Annotated in this window: 26 protein-coding genes; 8 read left to right on the top strand and 18 right to left on the bottom strand. The window is 36.6% G+C overall.

Features of this window, described 5'->3' with window-relative positions:
• The first annotated feature begins 1 nt into the window (after nucleotide 1).
• The 3 genes from BLW74_RS07285 (at nucleotide 2) to BLW74_RS07275 (ending at nucleotide 3,611) form a co-directional block, all read left to right on the top strand.
• On the top strand, nucleotides 2–1,360 hold the full coding sequence (locus BLW74_RS07285) for a M28 family peptidase (RefSeq protein ID WP_089691071.1): 1,359 nt from the start codon (nucleotides 2–4) through the stop codon (nucleotides 1,358–1,360).
• 2 nt (nucleotides 1,361–1,362) lie between these two features.
• Complete coding sequence (locus tag BLW74_RS07280; RefSeq protein ID WP_089691069.1) at nucleotides 1,363–2,721, top strand: M28 family peptidase; 1,359 nt, start codon at nucleotides 1,363–1,365, stop codon at nucleotides 2,719–2,721.
• A gap of 659 nt (nucleotides 2,722–3,380) precedes the next feature.
• Nucleotides 3,381–3,611 carry a hypothetical protein gene (locus BLW74_RS07275; RefSeq protein ID WP_126650411.1) on the top strand — a complete coding sequence of 77 codons (231 nt, stop codon included), beginning with the start codon at nucleotides 3,381–3,383 and terminating at the stop codon, nucleotides 3,609–3,611.
• An 87-nt stretch (nucleotides 3,612–3,698) separates the two neighbouring features.
• Here BLW74_RS07275 and BLW74_RS07270 read toward each other — a convergent pair whose 3' ends face one another.
• The 6 genes from BLW74_RS07270 to BLW74_RS07245 all read right to left on the bottom strand — a co-directional run bounded on the left by BLW74_RS07270 (nucleotide 3,699) and on the right by BLW74_RS07245 (nucleotide 8,983).
• Nucleotides 3,699–4,874: a DUF4062 domain-containing protein gene (locus tag BLW74_RS07270; protein WP_089691065.1), complete on the bottom strand. Its 1,176-nt coding sequence runs from the start codon at nucleotides 4,872–4,874 to the stop codon at nucleotides 3,699–3,701.
• 139 nt (nucleotides 4,875–5,013) lie between these two features.
• Nucleotides 5,014–5,235: a hypothetical protein gene (locus tag BLW74_RS07265; RefSeq protein WP_089691062.1), complete on the bottom strand. Its 222-nt coding sequence runs from the start codon at nucleotides 5,233–5,235 to the stop codon at nucleotides 5,014–5,016.
• A gap of 118 nt (nucleotides 5,236–5,353) precedes the next feature.
• On the bottom strand, nucleotides 5,354–5,929 hold the full coding sequence (locus BLW74_RS07260) for a hypothetical protein (RefSeq protein WP_089691061.1): 576 nt from the start codon (nucleotides 5,927–5,929) through the stop codon (nucleotides 5,354–5,356).
• Between the two features lie 159 nt (nucleotides 5,930–6,088).
• Nucleotides 6,089–7,126, bottom strand: coding sequence for a peptidylprolyl isomerase (locus BLW74_RS07255; RefSeq protein WP_227413269.1), 1,038 nt, complete (start codon nucleotides 7,124–7,126; stop codon nucleotides 6,089–6,091).
• An 81-nt stretch (nucleotides 7,127–7,207) separates the two neighbouring features.
• Nucleotides 7,208–7,720, bottom strand: a complete 513-nt coding sequence (locus BLW74_RS07250) for an FKBP-type peptidyl-prolyl cis-trans isomerase (RefSeq protein WP_089691059.1) — start codon at nucleotides 7,718–7,720, stop codon at nucleotides 7,208–7,210.
• A 192-nt stretch (nucleotides 7,721–7,912) separates the two neighbouring features.
• The gene (locus tag BLW74_RS07245) at nucleotides 7,913–8,983 is read right to left on the bottom strand and encodes a branched-chain amino acid aminotransferase (RefSeq protein ID WP_089691057.1); all 1,071 of its coding nucleotides are present in this window, start codon (nucleotides 8,981–8,983) and stop codon (nucleotides 7,913–7,915) included.
• A gap of 85 nt (nucleotides 8,984–9,068) precedes the next feature.
• Between BLW74_RS07245 and mnmD the strand changes: the two genes are divergently transcribed.
• Complete coding sequence (gene mnmD, locus BLW74_RS07240; RefSeq protein ID WP_089691055.1) at nucleotides 9,069–9,743, top strand: tRNA (5-methylaminomethyl-2-thiouridine)(34)-methyltransferase MnmC2; 675 nt, start codon at nucleotides 9,069–9,071, stop codon at nucleotides 9,741–9,743.
• A 178-nt stretch (nucleotides 9,744–9,921) separates the two neighbouring features.
• Nucleotides 9,922–10,338: an NUDIX domain-containing protein gene (locus BLW74_RS07235; RefSeq protein ID WP_089691053.1), complete on the top strand. Its 417-nt coding sequence runs from the start codon at nucleotides 9,922–9,924 to the stop codon at nucleotides 10,336–10,338.
• A gap of 21 nt (nucleotides 10,339–10,359) precedes the next feature.
• On the opposite strand, the gene BLW74_RS07230 is transcribed toward BLW74_RS07235, so the two are convergent.
• Nucleotides 10,360–11,064 carry a DUF4294 domain-containing protein gene (locus BLW74_RS07230; RefSeq protein WP_089691051.1) on the bottom strand — a complete coding sequence of 235 codons (705 nt, stop codon included), beginning with the start codon at nucleotides 11,062–11,064 and terminating at the stop codon, nucleotides 10,360–10,362.
• A 51-nt stretch (nucleotides 11,065–11,115) separates the two neighbouring features.
• Here BLW74_RS07230 and chrP point away from each other — a divergent pair, with 51 nt between their 5' ends.
• Together chrP and rpe are read left to right on the top strand one after the other, a co-directional pair.
• Complete coding sequence (chrP, locus tag BLW74_RS07225; RefSeq protein WP_089691049.1) at nucleotides 11,116–12,189, top strand: chryseobasin maturation metalloprotease ChrP; 1,074 nt, start codon at nucleotides 11,116–11,118, stop codon at nucleotides 12,187–12,189.
• Nucleotides 12,190–12,312: 123 nt separating this feature from the next.
• On the top strand, nucleotides 12,313–12,963 hold the full coding sequence (gene rpe, locus BLW74_RS07220) for a ribulose-phosphate 3-epimerase (RefSeq protein ID WP_089691047.1): 651 nt from the start codon (nucleotides 12,313–12,315) through the stop codon (nucleotides 12,961–12,963).
• 212 nt (nucleotides 12,964–13,175) lie between these two features.
• Here the strand turns inward: rpe and chrI are convergent, their stop codons facing one another.
• The 3 genes from chrI to chrA are packed head-to-tail and all read right to left on the bottom strand — an operon-like array spanning nucleotide 13,176 to nucleotide 15,023.
• A complete protein-coding gene (gene chrI / locus BLW74_RS07215; RefSeq protein ID WP_089691045.1) occupies nucleotides 13,176–13,667 on the bottom strand; it encodes a chryseobasin maturation helper ChrI in 492 nt (163 codons plus the stop codon).
• A 34-nt stretch (nucleotides 13,668–13,701) separates the two neighbouring features.
• Nucleotides 13,702–14,799 carry an MNIO family chryseobactin maturase gene (chrH, locus tag BLW74_RS07210; protein ID WP_167358395.1) on the bottom strand — a complete coding sequence of 366 codons (1,098 nt, stop codon included), beginning with the start codon at nucleotides 14,797–14,799 and terminating at the stop codon, nucleotides 13,702–13,704.
• A 2-nt stretch (nucleotides 14,800–14,801) separates the two neighbouring features.
• Complete coding sequence (chrA, locus tag BLW74_RS07205) at nucleotides 14,802–15,023, bottom strand: MNIO class RiPP chryseobasin precursor ChrA (protein ID WP_089691041.1); 222 nt, start codon at nucleotides 15,021–15,023, stop codon at nucleotides 14,802–14,804.
• 153 nt (nucleotides 15,024–15,176) lie between these two features.
• On the opposite strand from chrA, the gene BLW74_RS07200 reads away from it, so the two are divergent.
• Entirely contained in the window at nucleotides 15,177–17,024 is a 1,848-nt protein-coding gene (locus BLW74_RS07200) for an alpha-L-fucosidase (RefSeq protein WP_089691039.1), read from the top strand.
• Between the two features lie 69 nt (nucleotides 17,025–17,093).
• On the opposite strand, the gene BLW74_RS07195 is transcribed toward BLW74_RS07200, so the two are convergent.
• The 8 genes from BLW74_RS07195 to BLW74_RS07160 all read right to left on the bottom strand — a co-directional run bounded on the left by BLW74_RS07195 (nucleotide 17,094) and on the right by BLW74_RS07160 (nucleotide 25,170).
• Nucleotides 17,094–17,510, bottom strand: coding sequence for a nucleoside-diphosphate kinase (locus BLW74_RS07195; RefSeq protein ID WP_089691037.1), 417 nt, complete (start codon nucleotides 17,508–17,510; stop codon nucleotides 17,094–17,096).
• 611 nt (nucleotides 17,511–18,121) lie between these two features.
• The gene (rsgA, locus tag BLW74_RS07190) at nucleotides 18,122–19,048 is read right to left on the bottom strand and encodes a ribosome small subunit-dependent GTPase A (RefSeq protein WP_089691035.1); all 927 of its coding nucleotides are present in this window, start codon (nucleotides 19,046–19,048) and stop codon (nucleotides 18,122–18,124) included.
• Between the two features lie 164 nt (nucleotides 19,049–19,212).
• Nucleotides 19,213–20,292: a chorismate mutase gene (locus BLW74_RS07185; protein ID WP_089691033.1), complete on the bottom strand. Its 1,080-nt coding sequence runs from the start codon at nucleotides 20,290–20,292 to the stop codon at nucleotides 19,213–19,215.
• A gap of 402 nt (nucleotides 20,293–20,694) precedes the next feature.
• Nucleotides 20,695–21,270: a hypothetical protein gene (locus BLW74_RS22665; RefSeq protein WP_227413239.1), complete on the bottom strand. Its 576-nt coding sequence runs from the start codon at nucleotides 21,268–21,270 to the stop codon at nucleotides 20,695–20,697.
• A gap of 38 nt (nucleotides 21,271–21,308) precedes the next feature.
• Complete coding sequence (dnaX, locus tag BLW74_RS07175; protein ID WP_089691031.1) at nucleotides 21,309–22,394, bottom strand: DNA polymerase III subunit gamma/tau; 1,086 nt, start codon at nucleotides 22,392–22,394, stop codon at nucleotides 21,309–21,311.
• 97 nt (nucleotides 22,395–22,491) lie between these two features.
• Entirely contained in the window at nucleotides 22,492–23,124 is a 633-nt protein-coding gene (locus BLW74_RS07170; protein WP_047375406.1) for a TetR/AcrR family transcriptional regulator, read from the bottom strand.
• 5 nt (nucleotides 23,125–23,129) lie between these two features.
• Nucleotides 23,130–24,386, bottom strand: a complete 1,257-nt coding sequence (locus BLW74_RS07165; protein WP_089691029.1) for an aminotransferase class I/II-fold pyridoxal phosphate-dependent enzyme — start codon at nucleotides 24,384–24,386, stop codon at nucleotides 23,130–23,132.
• A gap of 430 nt (nucleotides 24,387–24,816) precedes the next feature.
• Nucleotides 24,817–25,170: a helix-turn-helix domain-containing protein gene (locus tag BLW74_RS07160; protein ID WP_089691027.1), complete on the bottom strand. Its 354-nt coding sequence runs from the start codon at nucleotides 25,168–25,170 to the stop codon at nucleotides 24,817–24,819.
• Nucleotides 25,171–25,172 lie beyond the last annotated feature (2 nt).

Raw genomic sequence — 25,172 nt, 5'->3', positions numbered from 1 at the left:
CATGAAAAAGATCACAGGAACTTTACTGCTGCTTTTTGGAATAGCCGCCTTTGGCCAGTCTAAAGAAGATTCCATTCAGTTCAAAAAAATTTCCACAGAAATTCTGAACAATGGAAAAGGATATACAGAGCTTAGAGAGCTCACAAAAAATATAGGCAACCGTTTAAGCGGCTCAGAAGCCTATGAAAAGTCCGTAAAATGGGCAGAACAGAAACTTCGTGATGCAGGAGCTGATAAAGTATGGCTTCAGGACGTCATGATTCCCGTATGGGTAAGAGGAAAAGAATCCCTCCACATTCAGACCTCCGGCGGAAAATGGAAAAGTATCAAAATGCTTTCCCTTGGAAACTCTGAAGGAACAGGAGGAAAAGATGTATCAGGAGAAATCATCATGGTAAAATCACTGGAAGAATATGATCAGCTTCCTGCTGAAAAAGTGAAAGATAAAATTGTGTTTTTCAACTATCCTTTTAGTCAGGGAAATGTACAAACATTCATCTCTTATCGTGATGCAACTCCCTACAGACGAACTGCAGCTTCATTAACCGCTAAAAAAGGGGGGAAATTCGCCATCATCAGATCACTGTCTTCCGCATTCGATGATATTCCTCACACAGGAAACATGCGTTATGATGAGAATATTCCGAAGATACCCGCCGTAACGATAGGCAACACTTCTGCAGATGAACTCGAAATCTTATTAAAGAGTCAAAAAGTAGCAGCCAAACTGAATTCCAACTGCGGCATGAGAGGAGAAAAGCGCTCCCATTCTGTTATCGGAGAAATCACCGGTAAGAAAGACCAGAACGTTATTGTTGTAGGCGGACATCTGGATTCCTGGGATGTAGGCGAAGGTGCTCATGATGACGGAGCGGGTATTGTTCAAAGCATTGAAGTAATAAGAACTTTTAAAAAATTAGGCCTGCAAAACAATCATACCATCCGCGCAGTGTGTTTTGCCAACGAAGAAAACGGAACAAAGGGCGGAAAAGAATACGGTAAAATTGCTAAGGAAAACAACGAAAAACATCTTTTTGCCATAGAATCTGATGCCGGAGGTTTTTCACCACGGGGAATTTCCCTTGAAATGAATGAACCTCAAAGAAACCAGATTAAAAGCTGGGGAAATCTGTTTCTGCCTTATGGTGTATATAACTTCGAAGGCAAATATTCCGGATCTGACATTACTCCGCTTCATGAAATGGGAGTTCCCACAGCAGAATTGGTCCCGGATCCTCAGAGATACTTCGATATTCACCATACCGAAGAAGACACTTTTGAAAAAGTAAACCGGAGAGAGCTGTTACTCGGCTCCACGGTGATGACACAGCTTATTTATATGATCGATAAAAATTGGTAACAATGAAAAAGATAGTAGGAACCTCATTATTGCTTTTTGGAATGGCCGCTTTCGGCCAGTCTAAAGAAGATTCCATTCAGTTCAAAAAAATCTCCACGGAAATTCTGAACAATGGAAAAGGATATACAGAGCTTAGAGAGCTCACAAAAAATATAGGCCACCGTTTAAGCGGATCAGAAGCCTATGAAAAGTCCGTAAAATGGGCAGAACAGAAACTTCGTGATGCAGGAGCCGATAAAGTATGGCTTCAGGAAGTGATGATTCCTGTATGGGTAAGAGGAAAAGAATCCCTTCAGATCAAAACCTCCAACGGAAAATGGAAAAATCTTAAAATGCTTTCTCTGGGAAATTCCGAAGGAACGGGAGGAAAAGATGTGTCGGGAGAAATCATCATGGTACAGTCAATGGAAGAGTATGATAAACTGCCTGCTGAAAAGGTGAAAGATAAAATTGTATTTTTCAATTACCCGTTCAGCCAGTCATTCATAGAAACTTTCAAAGCATATGGTGACGCTGCAAAATACAGAACAACAGCCGCTTCATTAACCGCTAAGAAAGGAGGCAAATTTGCCATCGTAAGATCCCTTTCTTCTGCTTTTGATGATGTACCTCATACCGGAGCGATGCGTTATGAAGACAAAGTTTCCAAAATTCCTGCGGTAGCCATCGGAAGCACAACCGCAGATGAGCTGGAAGCTTTATTAAAAAATCAGAAAGTTACCGCTAAACTTAATTCCAACTGCGGAATGAAAGGAGAAAAGCGCTCCCACTCTGTGATCGGAGAAATTACAGGCAAAAAAGACCAAAGCGTTATTGTGGTAGGCGGACACCTGGATTCCTGGGATGTAGGTGAAGGTGCTCATGATGACGGAGCCGGAATAGTACAAAGTATTGAAGTCTTAAGAACCTTTAAAAAATTAGGAATTCCAAACAACCACAGCATCAGAGTCGTTTGCTTCGCCAATGAAGAAAACGGAGTAAAAGGCGGAATTCAATATGGTAAAACCGTAAAAGAGAACAACGAAAAACATCTTTTTGCCATAGAATCCGATGCCGGAGGTTTTGCTCCACGAGGTATTGCGCTGGATATGGATGATGCAAAAAGAAATCAGATCAAAAGCTGGTCAAATCTATTCCTACCCTACGGAGTTTACAACTTTGAAGAAAGATTTTCAGGAACAGATCTTTACCCACTCCATGATATGGGAATTCCTGCCGCTGAACTGATGCCGGATTCTCAACGTTATTTCGATATCCACCATACAGAAGAAGATACTTTTGAAAAGGTGAACCGAAGAGAGCTCTTACTGGGCGCTACAGCCTTAACACAGATTATCTATATGATTGATAAAAACTGGTAAAATATTGAAACCGTCTTTAGAGGCGGTTTTTCTTATTTTTAGCTTTATCCTAAACAATGTATTCTTTTAAAAATTAGATTGAGATATGAAAAAAATTAACTATTTCTCTCTCTATTCTACTTTCAGCATATAGAAAATAAAATCGATATTTTTCTATGTTTAAGGAATTAACATAACAAAACACGCTACAGTACGCAATTTCATAATTTTCTAAAACTAAGTGTTAACCGAAAACGCAGAACTTTGGCATGAAATTGGCATGTAAGATAACGAGAAAAAAAATTATAAAAAGACACTAAGGATGAGAAAAAAGGTTTTCTGTGGATTTTCAGTTTTTCCACCGATCCAAGTTCATATTTAGCATATGAATCCTTTTTTTTCTACGATGCCGTACAAGATACGGGTTCGTGATTAATTAACCCCCGTTAGTTTTTCACAGCAATTTTGCACCCCGTATCTGACTGGTATCATCAATAACCAGAATCTTGATAGATTCAAAAAAAACAAAAATTTCCCGGACTTTTAGCCCGGAATAGCGATATAGATAAATGGCAAAGTCATCGTGAACCTTAGCCCTGTAAAGGAATGTTTATTCTTTTTACCGTGATGAGTACGCCTTTATTTTTTTAATTTAATGTATAACCCTTAAAATGTGAGTAATGATGAGATCCTTTTTTGAAATGATTTTTAAGAGAAATGAAGATGCTGCAAAATTGAATATCTGGAGCCTGTTATTGGTTCTGAGCTTTGCTGCGTTTTCTGTGTTGGTATACGCTTCAAAACCAAGCTTTAACAGCTTAATTATATACCTAACGGCATTTGCCGCTTACTTAGGCTTCGGCCTTGTATTCATCAGTTCCCTTGCCGGGAAAAGTATGAAGAAGAGATAACAGAAAACATAACTTTCAATTTACTTTTACTGAAAAACCGCCCTGTTTGGGGCGGTTTTTTTGTTTAGAATAATAATACAAACAGAATTATTCTAATCTTGAAAGTTTATATTTTATTTCATTTATAAACTCATTTGTTAAATTATTTACTCTTTTTAAATTAAAAATAAATTCTTCTAATTGTTTATCCAATCCTCTCTTTGAAGCATTAAGATTTGATTGTAAATTAGGAAGCGATTTAACAGAATTATGAAGATTTGACATTCCTTTAATCGCTGATGGTATATTCTCCTGTAGATATTCAGTAGCCTCCAGTGTTGATTCTAAATTTTCTTTATACTGATCTTTATCTAAATATTCCATACTATTAATATACTTCAATCCGATATCCATAGCATCTTTAAAATTGTTATAAAAAACAACATTTTCAAGCTTTATTCTTTCTGAATAATCATTCATTATTTTTGATATCCTTTTAAATAATTCAATAATTAAATTTTTATTAGGATTAGGATATTGAGCAATTCTTTGTATTTCATCAGCTTTCTTTCCCATCTCTTCAGCAATATTATTTGTGCTTTCATTTATTTTCGTTAAAGCTTCTGTAGAATTAGCTAATAATCTTTCAAATTCAAGTAAATAATCAAACAAACCAAAATCATCTTCTAAAACTAAATCACTATTTATATCATTATCTATGACCACAAAATCATCAATAATTTTTGAGTTATTTATTAAATTATCAATTCTTTTAGGTAAATGCAATCTTAAATTTGTCTTTAATTCATCTGAATCATTGAAAGAACCGTAAAAAACATTCTTTTTTTTAAGGATATTTTTAAACTTTTTGATCTTCAACAATTCTTCAGGATCTATATCTGCTAGGCTAAGAGGGGATTTATCTTTGAAATAGAATAGTACTTGAATATTTTCTTTATTTTCAAATCTCTCTAGTGCATTTAAAAATTCCTCTTCAGTCCCAGAGTTCGCGACATTTGTTTTAGTTCCAAACTTTTGCCACATCAGACCTATAAAAATATCATAATCATCTCCAATATCTTTGTTAATAATATCTTGTGTATAAGATTCTGTAATACCTGGTGCAGAATGAGTTTCCCACTTTAATAATTCAATGATTAAATTATTTCTATTCCCGTAAATAACATTAAGCTCTTTAATAACATTTTCTACTTCAAGCCTTTCCTCTTCCAAATCACTTGGCGATCCTAAGAAAACACAATACTTGGTAACATTTTTTGCCATATTTTTTAACGAAATTAAAAACATCTAAATCAAATTCCTTACGGGAAACCGTATTTCTATAACATTTCCCCAAAAAAAGCCACCCCATCCGGAGCAGCCTTCGCGACAACAACTCGTGCTATCGTCACATCGTAAAAATTTATTCTTTAAACAGATCCTTCATCATTTCATCAAGGATCTTTTTCGTTTCTTCTTCAATCATTTTTCCGGATTTTTCAACAAGTTCTTCTCTGAAAGGTTCACAGCAGGCTTTTATTCCGAATCCTTCATCTGTTTTTACCAATTCAGGATGCAGACCATGTTCTTTACAAACTTCCGATTCTATTTCTTTCTTTATCAGGTCGTAATTCAGATCAAACATATTTTCTGTTTTGTTTCTTATAAGTGCAGGATAAAGATAGACGTAATAAATCCTTGCCGAAATCCGTATTTCTACGGTATTTCAGGAAACAAAAAATTAAAGTTTACGGCTTACCCCTTTAAAATTTATCAAGAACTTTCTTCGGTAATACTTTTACCAGTTCTTTTTTATATTCCTTTTCCAGAATAACAAATTTCCATGTCTTTTTATCTTTTGAAACCGCACAGGCTTTCATGCTGGCGTTGATCAGATATGAACCTTCGCTGGGCAGATATTTCACATTATTGGACCCGTATTTGGCCGTTAAAGCGCTGTTCATTTTCTTTTTCATCTCATCGTTTAATGAGCTGACATTGCATTTCAGCTTCAAAAAATAGTGGGTAATAGAAAAATACTCACCGGTGATGAGTTCGGGTTTTTCAATATCTCCAAACTTTAAATCCTGGATTTCAATTTTCATGAAAGGATTATTATAGGTCATATTCAAAATCTGTGTCATCTGCTCTTTTGAAACGATGGTGAAGAATTTTGGATAGATACAGCCTACCGCCTGATCAATCTGTTTGGATTTAATACTGTTTACAAAATAAGTAAGTGATTTTTTTACCGCTGCATCGTCAGGATTTGCCTTGGTCTGTGAAAAAGTCATACAGGACAAAAGAACAAACAGAAATAGAAGTGATCTGGTTTTCATTATTGAATGGTGTTACGAATTTAAATTGCTTTTGACCGGAAAATCATAAATTTCCGGATATCAGATGGGTCGTAACCTTCTACAAATCGTTACAGAAGTATTTACGTTGAATAAAAAAGCCGCCCCTTTCGGGGCGGCTTCATATCTTAAAAGATTCAATTATTTTACTTTTACAAGCTCAACATCGAAAACCAACCATGAGTTTGGCGGGATTACTCCTCCTGCTCCTCTTTCTCCGTAAGCCATTGCCGGCGGGATCAATAAGGTAGCAGTTTCACCTTCTTTCAGTAACAGGATTCCTTCATCCCATCCTTTGATTACTCTTCCCATTCCGATTGGAATTTCGATTGGCTCGTTTCTTTTGAATGAAGAATCGAATTCAGTTCCGTCTACCAATTTACCTGCATAGTGTACAGATACATTGTCACCCGCTTTTGGAGCTTTACCATCAGCTGTTTTTGTGATTTTATAGTAAAGACCTGATTCAGTTTTTTGCATACCCGCTTTTAGGTTTTCAACTAATTTTTCCTGGTTTGCTTTGAACTCTTCTTCTTTTTTCTTTTTCTCAGCTTCTTCTTTAGCGATAAAAGCTTTATTATTTTCAGCGATTTTAGATTTTCCTTCGTTGAAAGTTTTAGCGGCATCGTAGTGCTTGTACTCATCACCTTTGCTGAAAACAGAAACTTTTTCTAAAACGATGTCTGTTTTAGGCTTATCCTGAGCTCCTTTTTCAACATTTGCAATGGCATCAATCACATCCTCACCTTTTACCACTTTTCCGAAGATCGTGTGTCTTCCGTCTAGCCAAGGCGTAGCCACTTCAGTGATGAAGAACTGTGAACCATTAGTATTAGGTCCAGAGTTTGCCATAGAAAGGATTCCTTTACCTGTGTGTTTAAGGTCGTTTCTTTCGTCCTCGAATTTATATCCCGGATCACCTGCTCCTGTTCCTTTAGGATCACCTCCCTGGATCATGAAATCTTTAATTACTCTGTGGAAAATAGTTCCGTCATAGTAAGGAACTCCCTTAGCCTTAGCTTTGTTGTCGATTTTCCCTTCTGCAAGACCGATAAAGTTGGCTACAGTTACTGGTGCTTTCTTGTCTTCAAATTTTACAATTAAATTACCTTTTGTAGTTTGAAGATTGGCATAAAGTCCGTCATTAAGACCTTCGTAAGTTTCTTTGTCTACGTTCATTTTTTTATAAATTGGGGTACAACTCATCAGCGAAATACTTGCCGCTGCCAGAATTATATTCTTGTTAAACAATTTCATGTATTATAATGCTTTTAATTTTATGATTAAGGGAATGTCGTTGTCTATTTTCTTTTCGTCTCCGTAAGTTCCGTAGGCCAGAGAAGACGGCACCAGAAGCGTTACTTCCTCTCCATCATGTATAAAACGCAAAGCGTTCTCCACTGCTCTCAGTTCATCAAAGTGCCCGAATCTGGCATCTCTCCTTTCAAAAGGCTGGTCATAGATTTTAGTTTGGTCAAAATCGTAAAGATCATAAGAATAAGAAATCAAAGATTCGTCTTTTCTTCTTTCTCTCTGATCATAACCTTCCACCGTTACCCAATAATTAAGCTGCGTAGGATAATACTTCACAGACTGGCCGCTGATCCAATCCTGAATCTGGCCTCTTTCTATGGTATTAAGATTTTTCATCCTGTTTTTAGAAACATCCAGATCTTTTTGGCTTAAAACACCCCCTACAGGTGGATGTGCCGTCTGTGCATTTCTGTTGCAGCTTAACATGCTTATGGCTGATATGAAGAGTATTTTTTTCATAAACTTCTGCGAAAATACACATTTCGCGAATTAATTACAAAACTTATCCGGTATTTAGGAGAACAATTTAACAGGAATAAAAATCCCGCCTCCACTTCAGCAAAATAATTGAAATAATTAAGCTAAGTTTCAGTTTTTAAGAAAATTCAAAAGCCGGGAAAACCCGGCTTTCATATTGTTATTTACATATTGTTATACTGTTACAAGAACATGATCTACAATCACTCTCCATCCGAAAGGATCTTCAGAAAGATTGTTCTGAAGGTCTACCAGATCTTTCTTAAGAAGTGCAGCATAGCTTTCTTCATCTGATAATCTTGGAAGCTCCAGTTTTTCACCCTGATATCCTAAAGCCTGGAACTGAGTGGTTACTACTGCTGTACCTACTCCCCAAACTTCTTTAAGGGAACCATTTTTCAAAGCTTCAATAACCGTTTTCACAGCAATTGGTTCTACTTTTACTTCAATTCCTCTTTTCTTAGCTAACTGGATAAAGCTGTCTCTTGTTACTCCATCAAGGATCTTCTCAGACGTTGGAGGGGTATAAATCGTATCATTGATTCTTACAAATACGTTCATTGTCCCGCTCTCTTCGAAATATTCGTGGGTAGCATCATCTGTCCAGATAATTTGCTCGTAACCTTCTTCAATGGCTAACTGCGTAGGATAAAATGAAGCAGCATAGTTACCCGCTGCTTTAGCAGAACCTACCCCTCCATTTGCTGCTCTTGAATAATGATCAGAGATTTTTACAGATACCGGCTCAGAATAATAGCTCTGCGCTGGTGTTGCAACAATGGCAAACATATATTTATTAGAAACTCTTGCTTTCAAAGCTTCTTCTGTAGCAAAGATCAATGGTCTGATGTAAAGTGACATTCCTTCCCCCTGTGGAATCCACTCTCTATCCATATCTACCAATGCTTTTAAACCATCTAGAAACATTTCTTCTGTTACCTCAGGCATAGCAAGACGCTTAGCCGATTTATTGATACGTTCAAAATTCTTTTCAGGCCTGAAAAGGAAAACCTGCCCGTCTTTGTCTTTATAGGCTTTCATACCTTCAAAACAAGCTTGTCCATAGTTAACCCCCATCATGGCTGGTGTAAATGGTATCGGACCGTAAGGAACTAATTTTACATCTCCCCATTTTCCGTCTTCGTACTCACATATAATCATATGATCAATGAAAGTACCACCAAATGAAAAATTATTAGGGTCAAATGTAGAAATTCTGGAGTTTTCAGTTTTTTGAATTATCATTTTTTAAAATTTTTACGATGTTCTACAAATTTAACATAATTTTCTAAATATAAAAATTTTAGAGTAAATTTGACAAAAAAATAGCTTGAAAAGAGAAATAAAGACCACAAACGACGGTAGTAAAACATTGTTTATCAATGATTTAAATGAAAACTATCATTCTCATCACGGAGCACTTCAGGAAGCAGAACACGTGTTTATCAAAAATGGATTAAATTTAATCAATGATTGCGAAATTAATATTTTAGAACTCGGTTTTGGAACAGGTTTGAATGTTTTGGTGACAATTAATGAATATTTAAAAACTGACAAAAATCATGTCATTAATTATTTTTCGCTGGAAAAATATCCCATAAATGAATCGGAAGTTAAGGATTTGGCATATTTTGAGCTTTTTGACAACCCGGCGTTTAAAAATATTTATCAGAAAATTCATCTGGCAGATTGGGAAAAGTCAGTAGAAATCATTAGCGGATTCAACTTAAAAAAGATAGAATGTGATTTTTTTGACCTGAAAGACATTGATATACCCAAAATCAATCTTGTTTACTTCGACTGTTTTGGGGCGAGAGTGCAGCCTGACCTTTGGGAAAAACCATTATTCGAAATGGTTTCTGACAAAATGGCCATTAACGGATTATTAACTACCTACTCTTCTAAAGGCAGTGTTCGAAGAATACTGCAGGAACTGAATTTCCAGGTAGAAAAAAAACAGGGGCCTCCGGGAAAAAGAGAGATGATTAATGCCTTTAAATTGTAGAATGAAAGCTTGAGCCTGGAAGATGGATGCGTACAACCTACTGTTTAATTAATTGATTTTTTATTTTAAATAGCAGAAAATATATAGTATTAAACTTCTGGTATAGTGCTTCGGACGTCCAGCTTTTTCTCAACAAAATTCCTTACATTAGCTTTACAAAATATTATACATTATATATATGATAGATAAGATCAACATTAGAGTGTATGCATGTGCGGTAAAAGATAAACAAGTTCTGACCTTATTTGAGGAATATGCCGGCGAACCTTTAATGAAATTTCCGGGTGGCGGACTGGAATACGGTGAAGGAGTTCTGGAGTGTCTGCATCGTGAGTTTGATGAAGAACTTAATGTGAAGATCAATGTTCTGGAACATTTCTATACGCAGGAAAATTTTCTGGTTTCGCGTTTCAGAGAAAACGAGCAGCTTCTTACCATCTATTATATAGTTGACATCGTAAACGAGGAAGATTTCCTGATTCTGGATCCGTGTATTGAAAAAACGGAATGGATTGATATAGACCGTCCAGACAACCCTTTCCCTCTTCCGGTAGATAAAATTGTCTTTGATAAATTAAAAGAAAAATTCCTGTAAGCGTACTTACAGGAATTTATATTATTTTTTAATTTTAAAATCATTCGCTCCCGGGTAAGGCTGCAGATAGCCTGAATTCCAGTTAGACTGAAGCAGAGATTCTATAAACTCGTCTGTTCTGTTGTTGTGCGGATCATAGCGGTCTTTCAGATCAATATCAGCCATTTTTCCTTTTACATTCCACCAGAATGCACTCCATCCTCCTCTCAGTTCTTTGATTATTTCAAATACATTTTTTCCGGTAGCTCTGTTCATAAGCTTTGCAAACACCTGCCCTTCTGTAGTAGTAAGATCTCTCAGCTGCTTTTCATACTGATCAGCAAGTATATTCTGCCTTTCCCTTACAAATTTTCTTTTCGCCTTACTGTCCATATCATTCATATCTAACTGAATATCTCTGTACTGCTTCAGTGCAGTCACAAATAGCGGATATACCCTGTAAAGCTTTTTATTAAGGAAATAATAGTAGTTCTTATCCAGCTGATTATTAAATCTTGGTTTATTCACCAACACCAGCTCATCCAATACCACTACAGGTTCGCCGTTGATCTCGTAAACTTTGATCTTCTGCTGTTCATCGTAATAGTATTTATTGCCAAATTCATCCACTTTCAAAGATTCAGGCGGATACTGATTGAGCGGTTTCGCCACTATACCATCCTTTTGGCCAAAAACACTGACTCCAAAAAAGAATATAAAAAGACAGATAATCTTACTAAAATTCATTATTTTTACACTTATAAGAACAAAAATTGAACGCAAAAATCATTCCTTTTTATGAAATTTGAAAAGAAATCTTTGAAATTTTTAGAAAATTATTTAAATACCTCGTCACCAACCGGTTATGAGCACCAGGGACAGGAAGTCTGGATGAATTATATCAGACCTTATGTTGATAAAATAGAAGTAGATCATTATGGTACCTGTTATGGGATTATCAATCCGGAAGCCGAGTTTAAAGTGGTGATTGAAGCCCATGCTGATGAAATTTCGTGGTATGTTAACTATATTACAGATGACGGACTCATCTATGTGATCAGAAACGGAGGATCAGATCAAACAATTGCCCCTTCAAAAGTGGTTCATATCCACGGAGAAAATGGGATTGTGAAAGGAGTATTCGGGTGGCCGGCTATTCATACCAGAACCAATCAAAATGAGCCTACTCCAAAAATTGAAAATATTTTCATCGACTGTGGTGCAACTTCTAAAAAGGAAGTTGAAGAAATGGGAATTTTTGTAGGATGTATGATCACTTATCCGGATGAATTCTTTGAAATGAACGACAGGTATTTTGTCTGCAGAGCGCTGGATAACAGAATCGGTGGCTTTATGATCGCTGAAGTAGCAAGACTTTTAAAAGAGAATAAAAAATCCATCCCTTTCGGACTTTATATTACCAACTCTGTACAGGAAGAAGTAGGTTTATACGGGGCAGATATGATTGCTGATACCATAAAACCCAATATCGCCATTGTAACGGATGTTACCCATGATACCACTACCCCAATGATCGAAAAGAAAAAGGAAGGTGATCAGAAATGTGGCGCCGGACCGGTAGTATTCTTCGCCCCAAGCGTTCATCATACCATAAGAGAGCTGATTATTGACACGGCAAAGTCTAAAAAAATTCCTTTCCAAAGAGCTGCGGCAAGCAGAGCAACAGGAACTGATACAGACGCGTTCGCCCATTCTAACGGCGGAGTACCAAGTGCGTTAATTTCTTTACCTTTGCGTTATATGCATACCACGGTAGAAATGGTTGCTAAAGAAGATGTAGGGAATGTCATTAAACTGATCTATGAAACCATTCTTAAGATCAAACCGGAAATGAAACTGAAATATCATTAATTGAGATTTCAGATATGAGACAGCAGATATCAGACTCTAATGAATACATGTACTTCTGCTCTTTAAGATCTAAAATCTGAGATCTAGCATCTTATAGCTAAATAAAAAGTATAAAAAGTAAAAATGAAAACGAAGCTTATTGCTCCATCCCTTTTATCTGCAGACTTTGGGAATCTGCAAAGAGACATTGAAATGCTGAATAATTCCCAGGCCGACTGGTTCCACGTTGATGTAATGGACGGCAGATTTGTTCCTAACATTTCATTTGGCTTTCCGGTGATGAAAACAGTTCAGCAGCATGCCAAAAAATTTGTTGATGTTCACCTGATGATTGTAGAACCCGAAAAGTATGTTGATGAATTCATCAATCATGGTGCTGATCTTATTTCCGTTCATTATGAAGCCTGTACTCATCTTCACAGAACCATTCACCATATTCAGAGTAAAGGAGCAAAAGCGGGTGTTGTTTTAAACCCATCCACTCCGGTATTACTGCTTGAAGACATTATTGCAGATGTCGATCTTGTATTGCTGATGAGTGTGAATCCAGGATTTGGAGGTCAGAAATTCATTGAAAACACTTACAAAAAGATTGCTGAAACTAAAGATCTGATTTTAAGCAACAATTCTACGGCGCTTATCGAAATAGATGGCGGTGTAAATCTGGACAACGCTTCCAAGCTTTTTGAAGCCGGTGCGGATGTTCTTGTTGCCGGAAACGCTGTTTTCTCAACAGAAAATCCTGAGAGAACGATTGAGCTTTTAAAGATTTAAGCGAAATCATCTTTATCATACACAAAAGGCAGCCAGTGGCTGCCTTTTCTCGTGTTTGAAATTAAAGTCTTCGTGGTTATAAATCTTTTCTCAACATTCGGCATGTTAAGATCTGTTTTGTCTTGCTAACAACACAAAGATCTGAATAAAACGACTGCTGTACATCCGTAGAAATACTGAATCTTACGATTCCGTATTTCTACCTAATCTATTTAGATATCCCTGTTCCATACACAGGCGCAGACTACAAAAATGATTGAAACAACGGAAAAAACCGTTCTTATAGTAGTAAGAAAATTCCATCTGTTTTCAAAGTTATCACGCATCTGTCTGATGGCTTCCACTGTAGAATTGGAAATATCAAACTTATCCAAAGCATCGTTCATAGGAACATTCCCGCCAACAGTCACTCCGAAGACCCCTATCAGATAGGCCAGCGCCGCCAGCAGAAGAAAAGTAAAAACCGGCGGGTGTCCCCGAAACAGAAAAGCAGATAGGGGAAGAAAGACCGCTGTTCCCATGAAACTGATAAAAAATACAGGATTGAGAATTTCCCTGTTGATGCTCTGCATAGCTTTAAGATATTCTGTATCAGAAAGTTTTCCCAATCCAAGCACAACGGAACATGAATAAGCATAGAAAAGTCCTCCTATCAGAGCAGTGAGGACAGCAGTAATGATCAGTACAAGTGTTGTCATTTTCATATAATTTATTTTGGTTATCAGGTGGTGGTAAGGATTAGTAAGGATTCCACTTTCTAATCATATTCTGGGCAGTAAGAATCATTTCCAGATCCCAGTTTTCTGTTTTAAAGTAATGAAAGTCCACATCTTTTATAACGGCAGCATCAACATGGTCAAAAAGAAGCTGGGTCAGTCTTGACTGTTCTTCGAACAAAACCCTGTCTTCCAAAGGTTTTTCGGTGAGCTTTATTTCTTTCTTCTTCCAGTTCTTCTTTTGTTCCCCTTTCCAATCTGACGCTTCAATAATTTTTTTAACCCGATTAAAATCAGTCAGGAAATCATTTTTTTCTTCGTCAGTTTTCAATGTATGTCCCAATCTTTCAATAATGACATACTCAAGATGCTGACATTGTGATACTACCGAAGGCAAAACAGAAAACAGCTCTTTGGGAATACTGTCATCATGGGTATCTCTCCTCACCGGCCTTTTCCCATAAACACTCTCCTGCCAACTCCCTCCGGAAAGATGAATTTCTTTGACTTTATCTAATGGGTACCAATCCATTATTTCCTGAATCTCTATCCCAAAGTTGCAGGCCTGACAGTAAATATTATGAAGATCAAGAATGAGGAAGCCATCCGTATCTTCAATCAGCTTATCAAGAAAAGCCCCCTGCTCCTTTACATCATCTATGCCAAACGAAAAGGCAAGATTCTCAATACCCACAGGAATATTGACAGCATCCTGGAGTCTGTACAGCCTGTCTTTTCCTATTTCTAAGGTTTTTGCATGTAATGATACAGGCAGCGGTACACCCTGATGAAAATTTTCCGTATTCATGAAACCAAAATGTTCCGTAATGTGATTGTACCGCCGCAAAGCAACCTCTTCCTTAAGTTTTTTCAGCCAATCTTCCTGTCTCTCTGTCCATCTTGCATCAAACAGCGAATAATAAACCCCATGACCTATCAAACGCTCATTATCAGCATAAAAATTCAGGAGATCACAAAGCCATACAGGTTCATGGTTATGATAAAGCGTATCAAAAGACCATTCTAACACGTCTACAGAATTACTTTGCAGTAACGGCAAAAGAGCAGAAACAAAATCTGCTTCTGCCATCATTGATATTCCTAACAGCGGTTTATTCATGATTATCCCATTCCACATGCCGGACAGCCATAACCGCGGGGAATAACGCTGTCTCTTTTCACAATAACTGCAGGCTTTTCTGGTTTTTGCTTTTCCGGTGTTTTGGCCACCGTCTCTTTTTTAACCTTCTTTACCGGCTTCTTCATTTTACTGGCGGGCTTCGTAGTTTGTGCAGAAACCCCTACTGCCAATAAACTCGTCATTAATACTACTGGAATTTTCATAATCTCTATTTTTCAGATAAAATTTGCAATAAGCGTTCCATTTATAAAAATACAATAATAGGCAACGTTTTACTATCATTCATCAATAAATAGTAAAAAGATTTGATCGTATAATGGTTTCTTTATTTATATTTAATGTGAAAACAATTTTATATGAAAAACAGTCTGATTAAAGCTGTTTTCCTTGGACTAACACTATCTGCAAACAGTATTGGTGCACAGGTACAAACAGCTGACAACAGCAAAAAAATGGAATGGTTTAAAAATGCCAAGCTTGGTATCTTTATTCACTGGGGGATCTACTCTGTTAATGGGATTTCTGAATCCTGGTCATTTTTCAATAATTATATCAACCACGAGAATTATCTGAAACAGCTGAATGGTTTTTCGGCTTCAGAATATCAACCCGAGCAATGGGTAAATCTCATCAAGGAGTCCGGAGCAAAATATGCTGTTATTACCACCAAACATCATGATGGGATTTCTTTATGGAATTCCAAAGCAGAAAATGCAATAACAGTTCCTCAGCAGTCTTTGGCCAAAAAAGATGTTTTGAGTCCTTTTGTTGCTGCGTTAAAAAAATCGGGCCTAAAAACGGGACTTTACTTTTCCTTACCGGATTGGAGCCATCCGTATTATGACATCAACACCCGTACAAAAAAACGTTACGAAATCAAAAAGGATCCAAAACGCTGGCAGCATTTTATCAGTTACTATCAGAATCAGCTCACCGAATTATCTTCTCAATATTCACCGGATCTTCTTTGGTTCGATGGAGACTGGGAACATACTTCTGAAGAATGGAAAGCCTCTCAGACACTTAATTTGCTAAGGAAATACAATTCTGATATCATTATCAATTCAAGGCTCAACAATCATGGAGACTATGATACTCCTGAACAGGGAGTTCCTGTGCTTCCACCGCAAAATCCATACTGGGAACTTTGTTATACAATGAATGATTCCTGGGGATATCAGCCCTTTGACAAAGCCTACAAAACACCCAATATGATTGTCAGAACTCTGGCAGATGTAATCAGCATGGGTGGAAATCTGCTGCTTGATATAGGTCCGAAACCGGACGGCACGATTCCCGGAGAACAAATTGAAATTCTGAAAAACTTAGGCAGATGGACTTCCAAAAATCAAAAGGCCATTTATGAAACAACCCGCGGTGTTCCTTTTGAAAATTATAAGGGGAAATCTTCGTTTTCTTCTTCTAAGAAGTCTTTATTCCTTTATCTTGAAGAAGCTAAAAGTTTTACAAAGATTTATGGATTGGCCACAAAACCTCTTTCCGCAAAAATCATAGGTGATCCTTCAGCTGTTATTACAATGAACCATAATTCCGGAAAAACACTTACCTTGAATTTGTCCAATGTGAAATTTGATCAGGACGTTACCGTTGTGGAAATTACCTTTGAAACTCCGCCTGTATTTTTGAAGGATTTTAAAACAGAAGAATGTTCTCTTTCAGAAATATTAGATGAAAAAAATGCTCAGAAAGCCGTCTACAATATTGGCAGCATGCTTTACAATGGTAACAATCTACTGAATGCATCAGGACTGACCAGTGATGGACTTGATATGAAAATCTCCACAACACCCAAAACCAACCCCGAAACTTTACAATGGATAAGCAAACATGCAGAAGCGCTTTTTGAAACCGAAAAAGGACTGCCAGACGGCCATTACTCCGGGATAAGTACAGTATCAAAAGATAAGCAAACGCTTTATCTATTTGTGGAAGGAATGCCTACAGGTCCGGTTGCCCTAAAAGGTATAAAAAACGGAATTGCCAGAATCAGAGTCGTAGGCGAAGGTACAATGCTTTCCCATACAATTTACAATAAACTTTACTGGAGCGACCGTCCGGGAATTATTTATATTGATATCCCCAAAGAAAAGCTTGATAAGCAAATGACCGTTATTGCTGTACTGCTTACTAAACCTCTGGAACTTTACAGAGAAAATGTAGGAGCTATTGAAAATAACCTTTAACAGACAAGTTTATAAAAAACAAAATCCGGAGAAAATTCTCCGGATTTTTTATTTTGTAAGATGATCTTCTTAGAAAATCTCTCTTCCTGAAAAATGGAACTGAGCTTCGATTAATGCATTCTCGTTAGAATCTGAACCGTGAACTGCATTTTCTCCGATGCTTCTTGCAAACATTTTTCTGATTGTACCTTCTGCAGCTTCTGCAGGGTTAGTAGAACCAATTAATGTTCTGAAATCTTCAACTGCATTGTCTTTTTCTAAAACTGCAGCAACGATTGGACCAGAGCTCATGAAATCTACTAATTCTCCGTAAAATGGTCTTTCAGCGTGAACTTCATAGAATTTTTTTGCATCAGCTACTGTAAGCTGAGTTAATTTTAAAGCTTTGATTTTGAAACCTCCTTCAGCAATCTTACCCAATATAGCACCGATATGTCCGTCCGCAACAGCATCAGGCTTAATCATAGTGAATGTAATGTTAGACATAAATGTATATTTTTTTAATGGCGCAAAATTACAAAAAATATCTTTGATTTTTATTTTAATTTTTTTTTAACATAAAAATAACTTTTATTAAGAAATTATACACCAATCTTTGGCACAGTAATTGTTTATTCTATTGCGATTCTCATGTTTAATTTGAGTTTTCATGGTTATTAGTTTTTACCCAGCTTCGGCTGGGTTTTTTATTTTCAAAAAAATACACCCATTTTTATCAATTTAATAATTTTAAAGGCTTATTTTAAGCTCATTTAGTTATTTTGGTTATTTTTTTTCAATTTACGCAATCGCTATATTTGTTAAAACACCGCTTTTGGGCAGGCATAAAATATGACAAAAGTGGAGTTATATGTCAAAACAGCCACATCAGAAAGTAGAGTTATTTAAAAACAGTTTTTTTTTCATTAAAATTCAAAAAAATTGTGACAAAAAAAAATAACATTTTCCGGCAATTTAAAATCTAATCCGTAAAAAAGAAAAGCAGGGACTATGATCTGATTCAAAGAGTAACACATTCACAGACTTTATAACAAAAAAAGAGACTCTCCTACCAAGTCTCTTTCTATATCAAATTAATTTGTAGAAATGATTATGTTTTATTTTTGGGAAGCTTCTTCTGCCTCATCCATCAGTTTAATGTATGTGGCATAACGCGAATGCTGAATTTCGCCTGTTTCCAGAGCATCAAGAACAGCACATTTCGGCTCGTTCACATGAAGGCAGTTGTGGAATTTACATTCTTCTCTTTTCTTAAAAATCTCGGGAAAGTAATGCTGCACTTCTTCTTTTTCAATATCGATCATGGCAAACTCACGAACGCCGGGGGTATCAATAACATTCCCGCCAAAATCCCAAAAGTGCATCTGTGCGAACGTTGTGGTGTGCTTTCCTTTAAGATGGGTATCTGAAATTTCAGATGTTTTTAAGTTTAATCCTGGCTGTAAAGCATTTACTAAAGTAGATTTTCCACAACCGGAATGGCCGAAAAACACTGAAGTTTTATCTTTAAGAATCTCCTGTAGCTGATCAAGATTCAGCTTTGAATAAGAAGAAATTTCTAAAGTATCATACCCTATTTCCTGATACAGGAACTCTACGTCTTTTACAATTTCAATTTCTTCTTCGTGAAGAACGTCCATTTTATTAAAAAGGATAAGGGGGGTAATATTATAAGCTTCACAGCATGCCAGAAATCTGTCTAGAAATCCCAATGAAGTTTCTGGATGTTTCAGCGTAAAAATAAAACAGGCAAGATCAATATTGGAAGCAATAATATGAGCTTCTTTTGAAAGGTTGACTGATTTTCTGATCAGGTAATTGGTACGCGGCTCAATTTTCGTGATCCATGCAATTTCATCCTGTTCGAGCTGAAACTCGACAAAATCTCCTACAGCAAGCGGGTTGGTAAGTCTTGTTTTTATTAATTTGAATTTCCCCCTGATTCTGGCCTCGAAAATTTTATTTGTTTCCAATTCCAAAACCTGGTACCAACTGCCTGTAGATTTAATGATTTTTCCTTTCATAGATAATGCTGGTGCAAATATACGCAATTAGGGCTTAGCATTCAGGAAATAGGTTCAAAAACACATGGTTCAATGCTCCTAAATACTGACAGCTAAGCCCTAAATACTATTTCCGGCTGAAAACTGAGTAAAAAGCTGTGATGCTTTTTATCTTGTATCTCAGCTTATCTTTCTATCATGATATTATTCTGAACTTCAATAGATTCTTCGTGAATCGCTTTGAAAACTTTTTCAATGAATTCCTGAGACATTCCGGTTTCTTTGGCTTTTTGATTAGCGTATTCCGTGATCACTTTCCAACGCTCAGGCTGGAAGATCGCAATATCATTCTCTTTTTTAAGTTTACCGATCTTCTCAGAAATCTTCATTCTTTGAGAAAGAAGTTCAATTAACTGGAAGTCAAGATCTGAAATTAAAGTTCTGTGTCTTCCCATTTCACCTTCAAAACCTGCAAGATTAGAGCTTCTTACTTTCAGGTTACCGATAAGATCTGCAAGAACTTCCGGCGTAATCTGCTGAGAAGCATCACTCCACGCCTCATCAGGATTGCAGTGAGATTCGATGATAGCTCCCTGGTATCCTACGTTAAGTGCTTCCTGTGTGATATCAGCAAGACCTGTTCTGTTTCCGCAGATGTGAGAAGGGTCGATCAGCATTGGAATATTGGGAAACTGGCTTTTGAAATCAAGGGCAATCTGCCAGTTCGGGTTATTTCTGTATTTTGTTTTCTGGTACGTTGAAAATCCTCTGTGAATGGCTCCAAGGTTTTTAATATCCTGGCCTAAAAGTCTTTCCAAAGCTCCGATCCATAATGCAAGATCCGGATTAACAGGATTTTTCACGAATACAGGCTTGTCTGTTCCTCTTAAAGCCATAGCGATTTCCTGCACTGTAAATGGATTTACTGTAGAACGGGCTCCGATCCAAAGAACGTCCACATCTGCTTCTAAAGCTGCAAATACGTGGTGAGCATTGGCAACTTCTGTAGCTGTTTTAAAGCCGTATTCTTCTTTTACTTTTTTTAGCCAGTTCAAACCGATCACTCCTACTCCTTCAAAACCGTTGGGCTTGGTACGTGGTTTCCAGATTCCGGCACGGAAAACAGATACATTGGCATTGGATTCTTTAATCCTTTTAGCAGTTTCAAGCATCTGAGCTTCACTTTCTGCACTACATGGTCCTGCGATCATTAACGGCTGTGTAAGCTCATTGATCCACTCATTTTTTAAATCATTTAAATTCATTATTCTAAATTTATTGTTTTTTTATTATATTTTTTTTCGTTGACAGCAATAGCCCTTTGGATTATAAAATTTAATTTATAATTCTTTTCAAAAAATGCCGTTCAAAATTGTTTAAAGGAATCAGGAAAATAATAGGGCTCTACTTCTCCTGTATTTTTTGGAAAGAAATTCAGTTAACAGTACCAATAAAATCGGTAATACGTTCTGAAATTTCTATAATAAGAAGCAGAAAAACTAAAATAACCGCTAAAGAAGTAATTAGCGGGTGCAAAAAAAGACTGATATGTGTTAGTCAATTTTTCCATTGTATTCTGGAAATGTCTTTATTTTAGCGTTTCTTGTTACAATTTGTTCTTGTTGAAAACCTATTTTCAACTGAAATATTTGACAAATATATAAAAATTATGTCAAATCAAACTTCATTAAATCATCAAGATCTTTCAAAAGTGGATTTTTTTCTATAAATTTTTCAAACATTTTTCTCTTGGTCACCACTTCAATCTTCAGATTTTCAACGTCTCTGACGTATTCTATCTCAATGATATAATTTTGAATTTTTCTTTTAAAATGATTAAAAAATTCTCCACTTATTTTATCAAATTCTACTTTCGCAGAATCTGAAGGGAACAACACTCTGATTTTATGTTCTTCAGCTTTTTCCAGCTTAAAGGTTTTCACTGCATTAAATACGAAGTTGTCTTTTACCTGAAGCTGTTTAAGCATAATTTTCCATTCCATCTGCAGATCTGTATCTGTAAAATGGTTTTGGGGTAGATTTTCGGTTTTTACAGCTGTATTTTCTGCTTCTTCTACTTTATCTTCTTTATTCAGGAAAGAATTAATGCTGAAGCCGGAGGAAATTCCAGGTCTTGATAACGGCTTGGAAGTCTTGGTTACAGGAGCTGCCTGCACATTTTCTAAAGCAGCAGGCGGTTGCTCTGTTTTAGTTTCTTTCTGCTCCGGGGCTTTTTCCGGCATTTTGACTTCCTGTTTCTCACTGAGAAACGGGGCCAGAATCAGGAACTTTTTTTTTTAGTATCGCCTAGATTAGCGGTCAGTGAAGCCAGCTGCATTAGTGCAATTTCAACCGTAAGTCTTGGGTTTTTAGAGTTTTTATAATTAATATCTGCATGGTTGCAGATCTCAATAGCATCTATCAGCTGCTGGGCGGCCCACTTCTGTCCCTGTTCTACAAACTTAGTTTTTGTTTTTTCTCCTACTTCAATGAGTTCCATTGTAGAAGCATTTTGTGCCATCATCAGATCTCTGAAATGATTTCCCAATCCTGCAATGAAAATATGAGGATCAAAACCTTTTTTTACAATTTCATTGAATGCAGAAAGAACGTCTGGAATTTTATTTTCCTTAGCGAGATCCACGATCTTCAGGTACTGGTCGTAATCCAGAATATTGAGTACTTCGGCGGCTTTTGCCAGCGTAATGTTCTTCTGGGAAAAAGTAGACAGCCTGTCGAAAATAGAAAGAGCATCTCTTAATGCACCATCTGCCTTTTGGGCAATCAGATACAATGCATCATCTTCATATTGGATGCTTTCTTTCTCGGCTATGTTTCTTAGATGGTTCTGGATGTCTTCTATGACAATTCTCTTGAAGTCATAGATCTGGCATCGGGATAAAATTGTGGGAATAATTTTATGTTTCTCCGTGGTTGCCAAGATAAAGATCGCATGGGCAGGCGGTTCTTCCAGCGTTTTAAGGAATGCATTGAAAGCGGCAGAAGACAGCATATGAACCTCATCTATGATATATACTTTGTATTTACCCACCTGAGGTGCAAATCTTACCTGGTCTATGAGTTCTCTGATATCATCTACAGAGTTATTGGATGCAGCATCCAGCTCATAGATATTATAAGCAAAACCGTCTTCTGAAACCGAGCCATCTTTCTCATTGATTTTTCTTGCCAGGATCCTTGCGCAGGTAGTTTTACCCACACCACGAGGACCGCAAAAAAGTAATGCCTGAGCTAACTGACTTTCTTCAATTGCATGTTCTAAAGTATCCGTAATATGGGATTGTCCTACAACTGTATCAAACTCTTGAGGACGATATTTTCTTGCAGATACTATAAAATTTTCCATTGGTCAAAAATAAGAAATATAGTTTTAATTTGAAAATTAAAAGTTTTCAAATATGAACAAAAACACATTTCTGTTTCAATCGGAAAACTTTTAACCTTTACTTTTTCTTGCTGTATGCAAAGTCAATCAACTCAACTATAGCGCCTTCAATCTCTTTTCTGCCTTCTTCTGTTTTCAGGTCAATACCGCAGAACTTGTTTGCGTTATATCCTGTATAAAGGTTAAGATAGTAAGCTCCGGAAACAATCAAAGCCATAATTGCTCTGTGTCTTGTAGCGACTCCTTCACCAAAATAAGGATCTGAGATATTTCCAAATAAAACTTCTCCTACTTCTTCACGCTGTTCAACTAATTTCTTAAGAATGGGCTTACTTTCTGAAAGCTCCCAAAGGATAATTTTCTGAAGTTCTTTATTTTTCTTCAGGTTTTCGAACTGGTTCAGCACAACCATTTTGGTAAGCTCGTGTCCACCGTCAGAGAAATCCATATCAACATCCTGGTTGACCTGGCTCCAGTAATCCTGTGATTTGATATACTCATCAATCAGCTTGTCAGTACTTCCGAAGTACTCATAGATCAATTTTTTATCAAATCCGGCTACTGCGGCAATTTTACTTACTTTTAGTCCGGAGTATCCTTTTACTCTTAAAATTTTACCAACTGCAGCAAGCAGTTTTTGCTTTGTTTTTTCTTTGTCCCTAATGGGGCCCTGCACTACTTTTCTAGGCATAATTATTATTTTTTCGCAATATGCAATTTTTTATTAATATCATCAAACGCGTTAAGCGTTTTGTCGAGATGTTCTTTTTCATGTCTTGCTGTAACACTCATCCTGATACGCGCATCTTTTCTTGGTACAGCCGGATAAAGAATCGGGTTGGTATAAATTCCTTTTTCTATTAGTAGTTTTCCGGCCTCTCCTGTTACATAGGGATCTCCTATTTTTACAGGAATGATTGCAGAACAGGTTACTCCTGTGTCTAAACCTAAATCGTCAAGTCCCTTTTTGAAATAATTGATGTTATTCCATAGTTTTTCTCTCCAGATAGGTTCTTCGTCAATTAAATCAATGGCTTTAACAATTCCGGCGGATGATGGTGGAGCTGTTGCTGAGAAAATCTGCTGACGGGAATGGAATCTCATAAAGGCTGCCAATTTTTTGTCGGCAATGACATATCCTCCAAGATTTCCAAACGTTTTACTGAATGTTCCTGTGATAAGGTCTACTTTATCCAATAATCCAGCCTGTTCCAAAGTACCTCTTCCTGTTTCTCCGAGGATTCCAACGCCATGCACGTCGTCTACCATGAGAAAGGCATTATACTTTTTCACAAGATTATAGATCTCATTAATACGGGAGGTATCACCATCCTGGGAATACACTCCATCCACAATAACGAGTTTCGTACGGTACAGATTTTCAGATACCTTCAAAATGTGTTCCAAAGATTCCAAATTATTATGCGGAAATGTTTTTTTGTTGGTAAAAGCACATCCCTCATGTACACTGGCGTGTACTGCCATGTCTAAAATGGCAAGATCTTCTTTCTGCATTAAGCACTGTAAACTAGCACTATTAGCAGTATAACCGGTAGTAAACACTACGGCTTCATCTTCTGTTCTTTTAAAAAAACTGGAAATTCTTTTTTCTAAGGCATTGTGATAATCAAAGTAGCCGCCAATAAGGGGGGTAGCTCCGGTTCCTGTTCCATACTTCTCTATTCCTTCGATCGCTGCCTGCTTTACTTTCGGGTGTTGTGTAAACCCTAAATAATCGCTGGATACAAAACTGACAAATTCTCTGTTTTGGTCTGCAATATTTACATTGAGTACCGCGTTTGTTCCTGAAGTATTCTTCAGTCTGTAGTTCATGTGTCCGTTAGACTTTACAAAGTCTAAGTATTCATAAAAAATTTCAGCTCTTTGAGCCATATCATTGTCTGGTATATTCTCAAAGTCTTTAATAGTTGCTGTTGTGAAATTGATGCTCATCCTTAATCTTGTTTGTTGTGTGGTTTAAAAGAAACAAATATATAACTATTTAGAAGGCTTCAGCGCCTCTCATAAGATTAAATATTATTAAAGACACAATATTTTATTCTTACTCGCTGGAAACCAAAGTATTTAAATATACATCTGTCTTTTTTAACGTTTTCCTGTTTTGAATTAATTAGTTTTTTATCACCTAAATTTAATAAAAAAATCAAACAATAAAGAAATATTAGTATATAAATAATAAAAAAAAGTGATTATTTTTCACAAACAACTCATTTATAAAAGATTATTTTTCTCTTATTTTAACAATTTAATTCACTAAACAGCTTTATCAATACAGCACGTTTTCTGTTCAAATCCCTATTCTGAGATAAAATAAAACGCAAATCTGCTGCTGCAACAATATTAAACAAAAAAAGTAGTCAATTTAGACTTTTGTGGAATTTCTGAAATTTCCGGGAGTAAAGCCGGTCATTTTTTTGAAAAATTTTGAAAAATTGGAAGGATCATAGGTAAAGATTCTGGCAATTTCCGCAACGGATTTATCGGAATTTGTAAGCATTTGTTTCATCTGATCTATAATTTTTTCATCATAAAATGAACATGGATGCTGCCCGGTTTCTTTTTTAACGGTATCAGTAAGGTGCTTATGGGAAATAGCAAGTTCGCCTGCAATTTCATTAAGTTCCAGAAATTCCGGAACCGCTCCGGAAACGACATCGTGGATATGCTTATCTAAAAAAGTAAAATACTGGCGGGTAATTTCTTCGCTTCTTTTCATCG

The organism is Chryseobacterium culicis (assembly GCF_900108365.1).
GTDB lineage: Bacteria > Bacteroidota > Bacteroidia > Flavobacteriales > Weeksellaceae > Chryseobacterium > Chryseobacterium culicis.
Note: the sequence above shows the minus strand (reverse complement) of the source record. Positions and strands in the feature narration are given on the sequence as shown.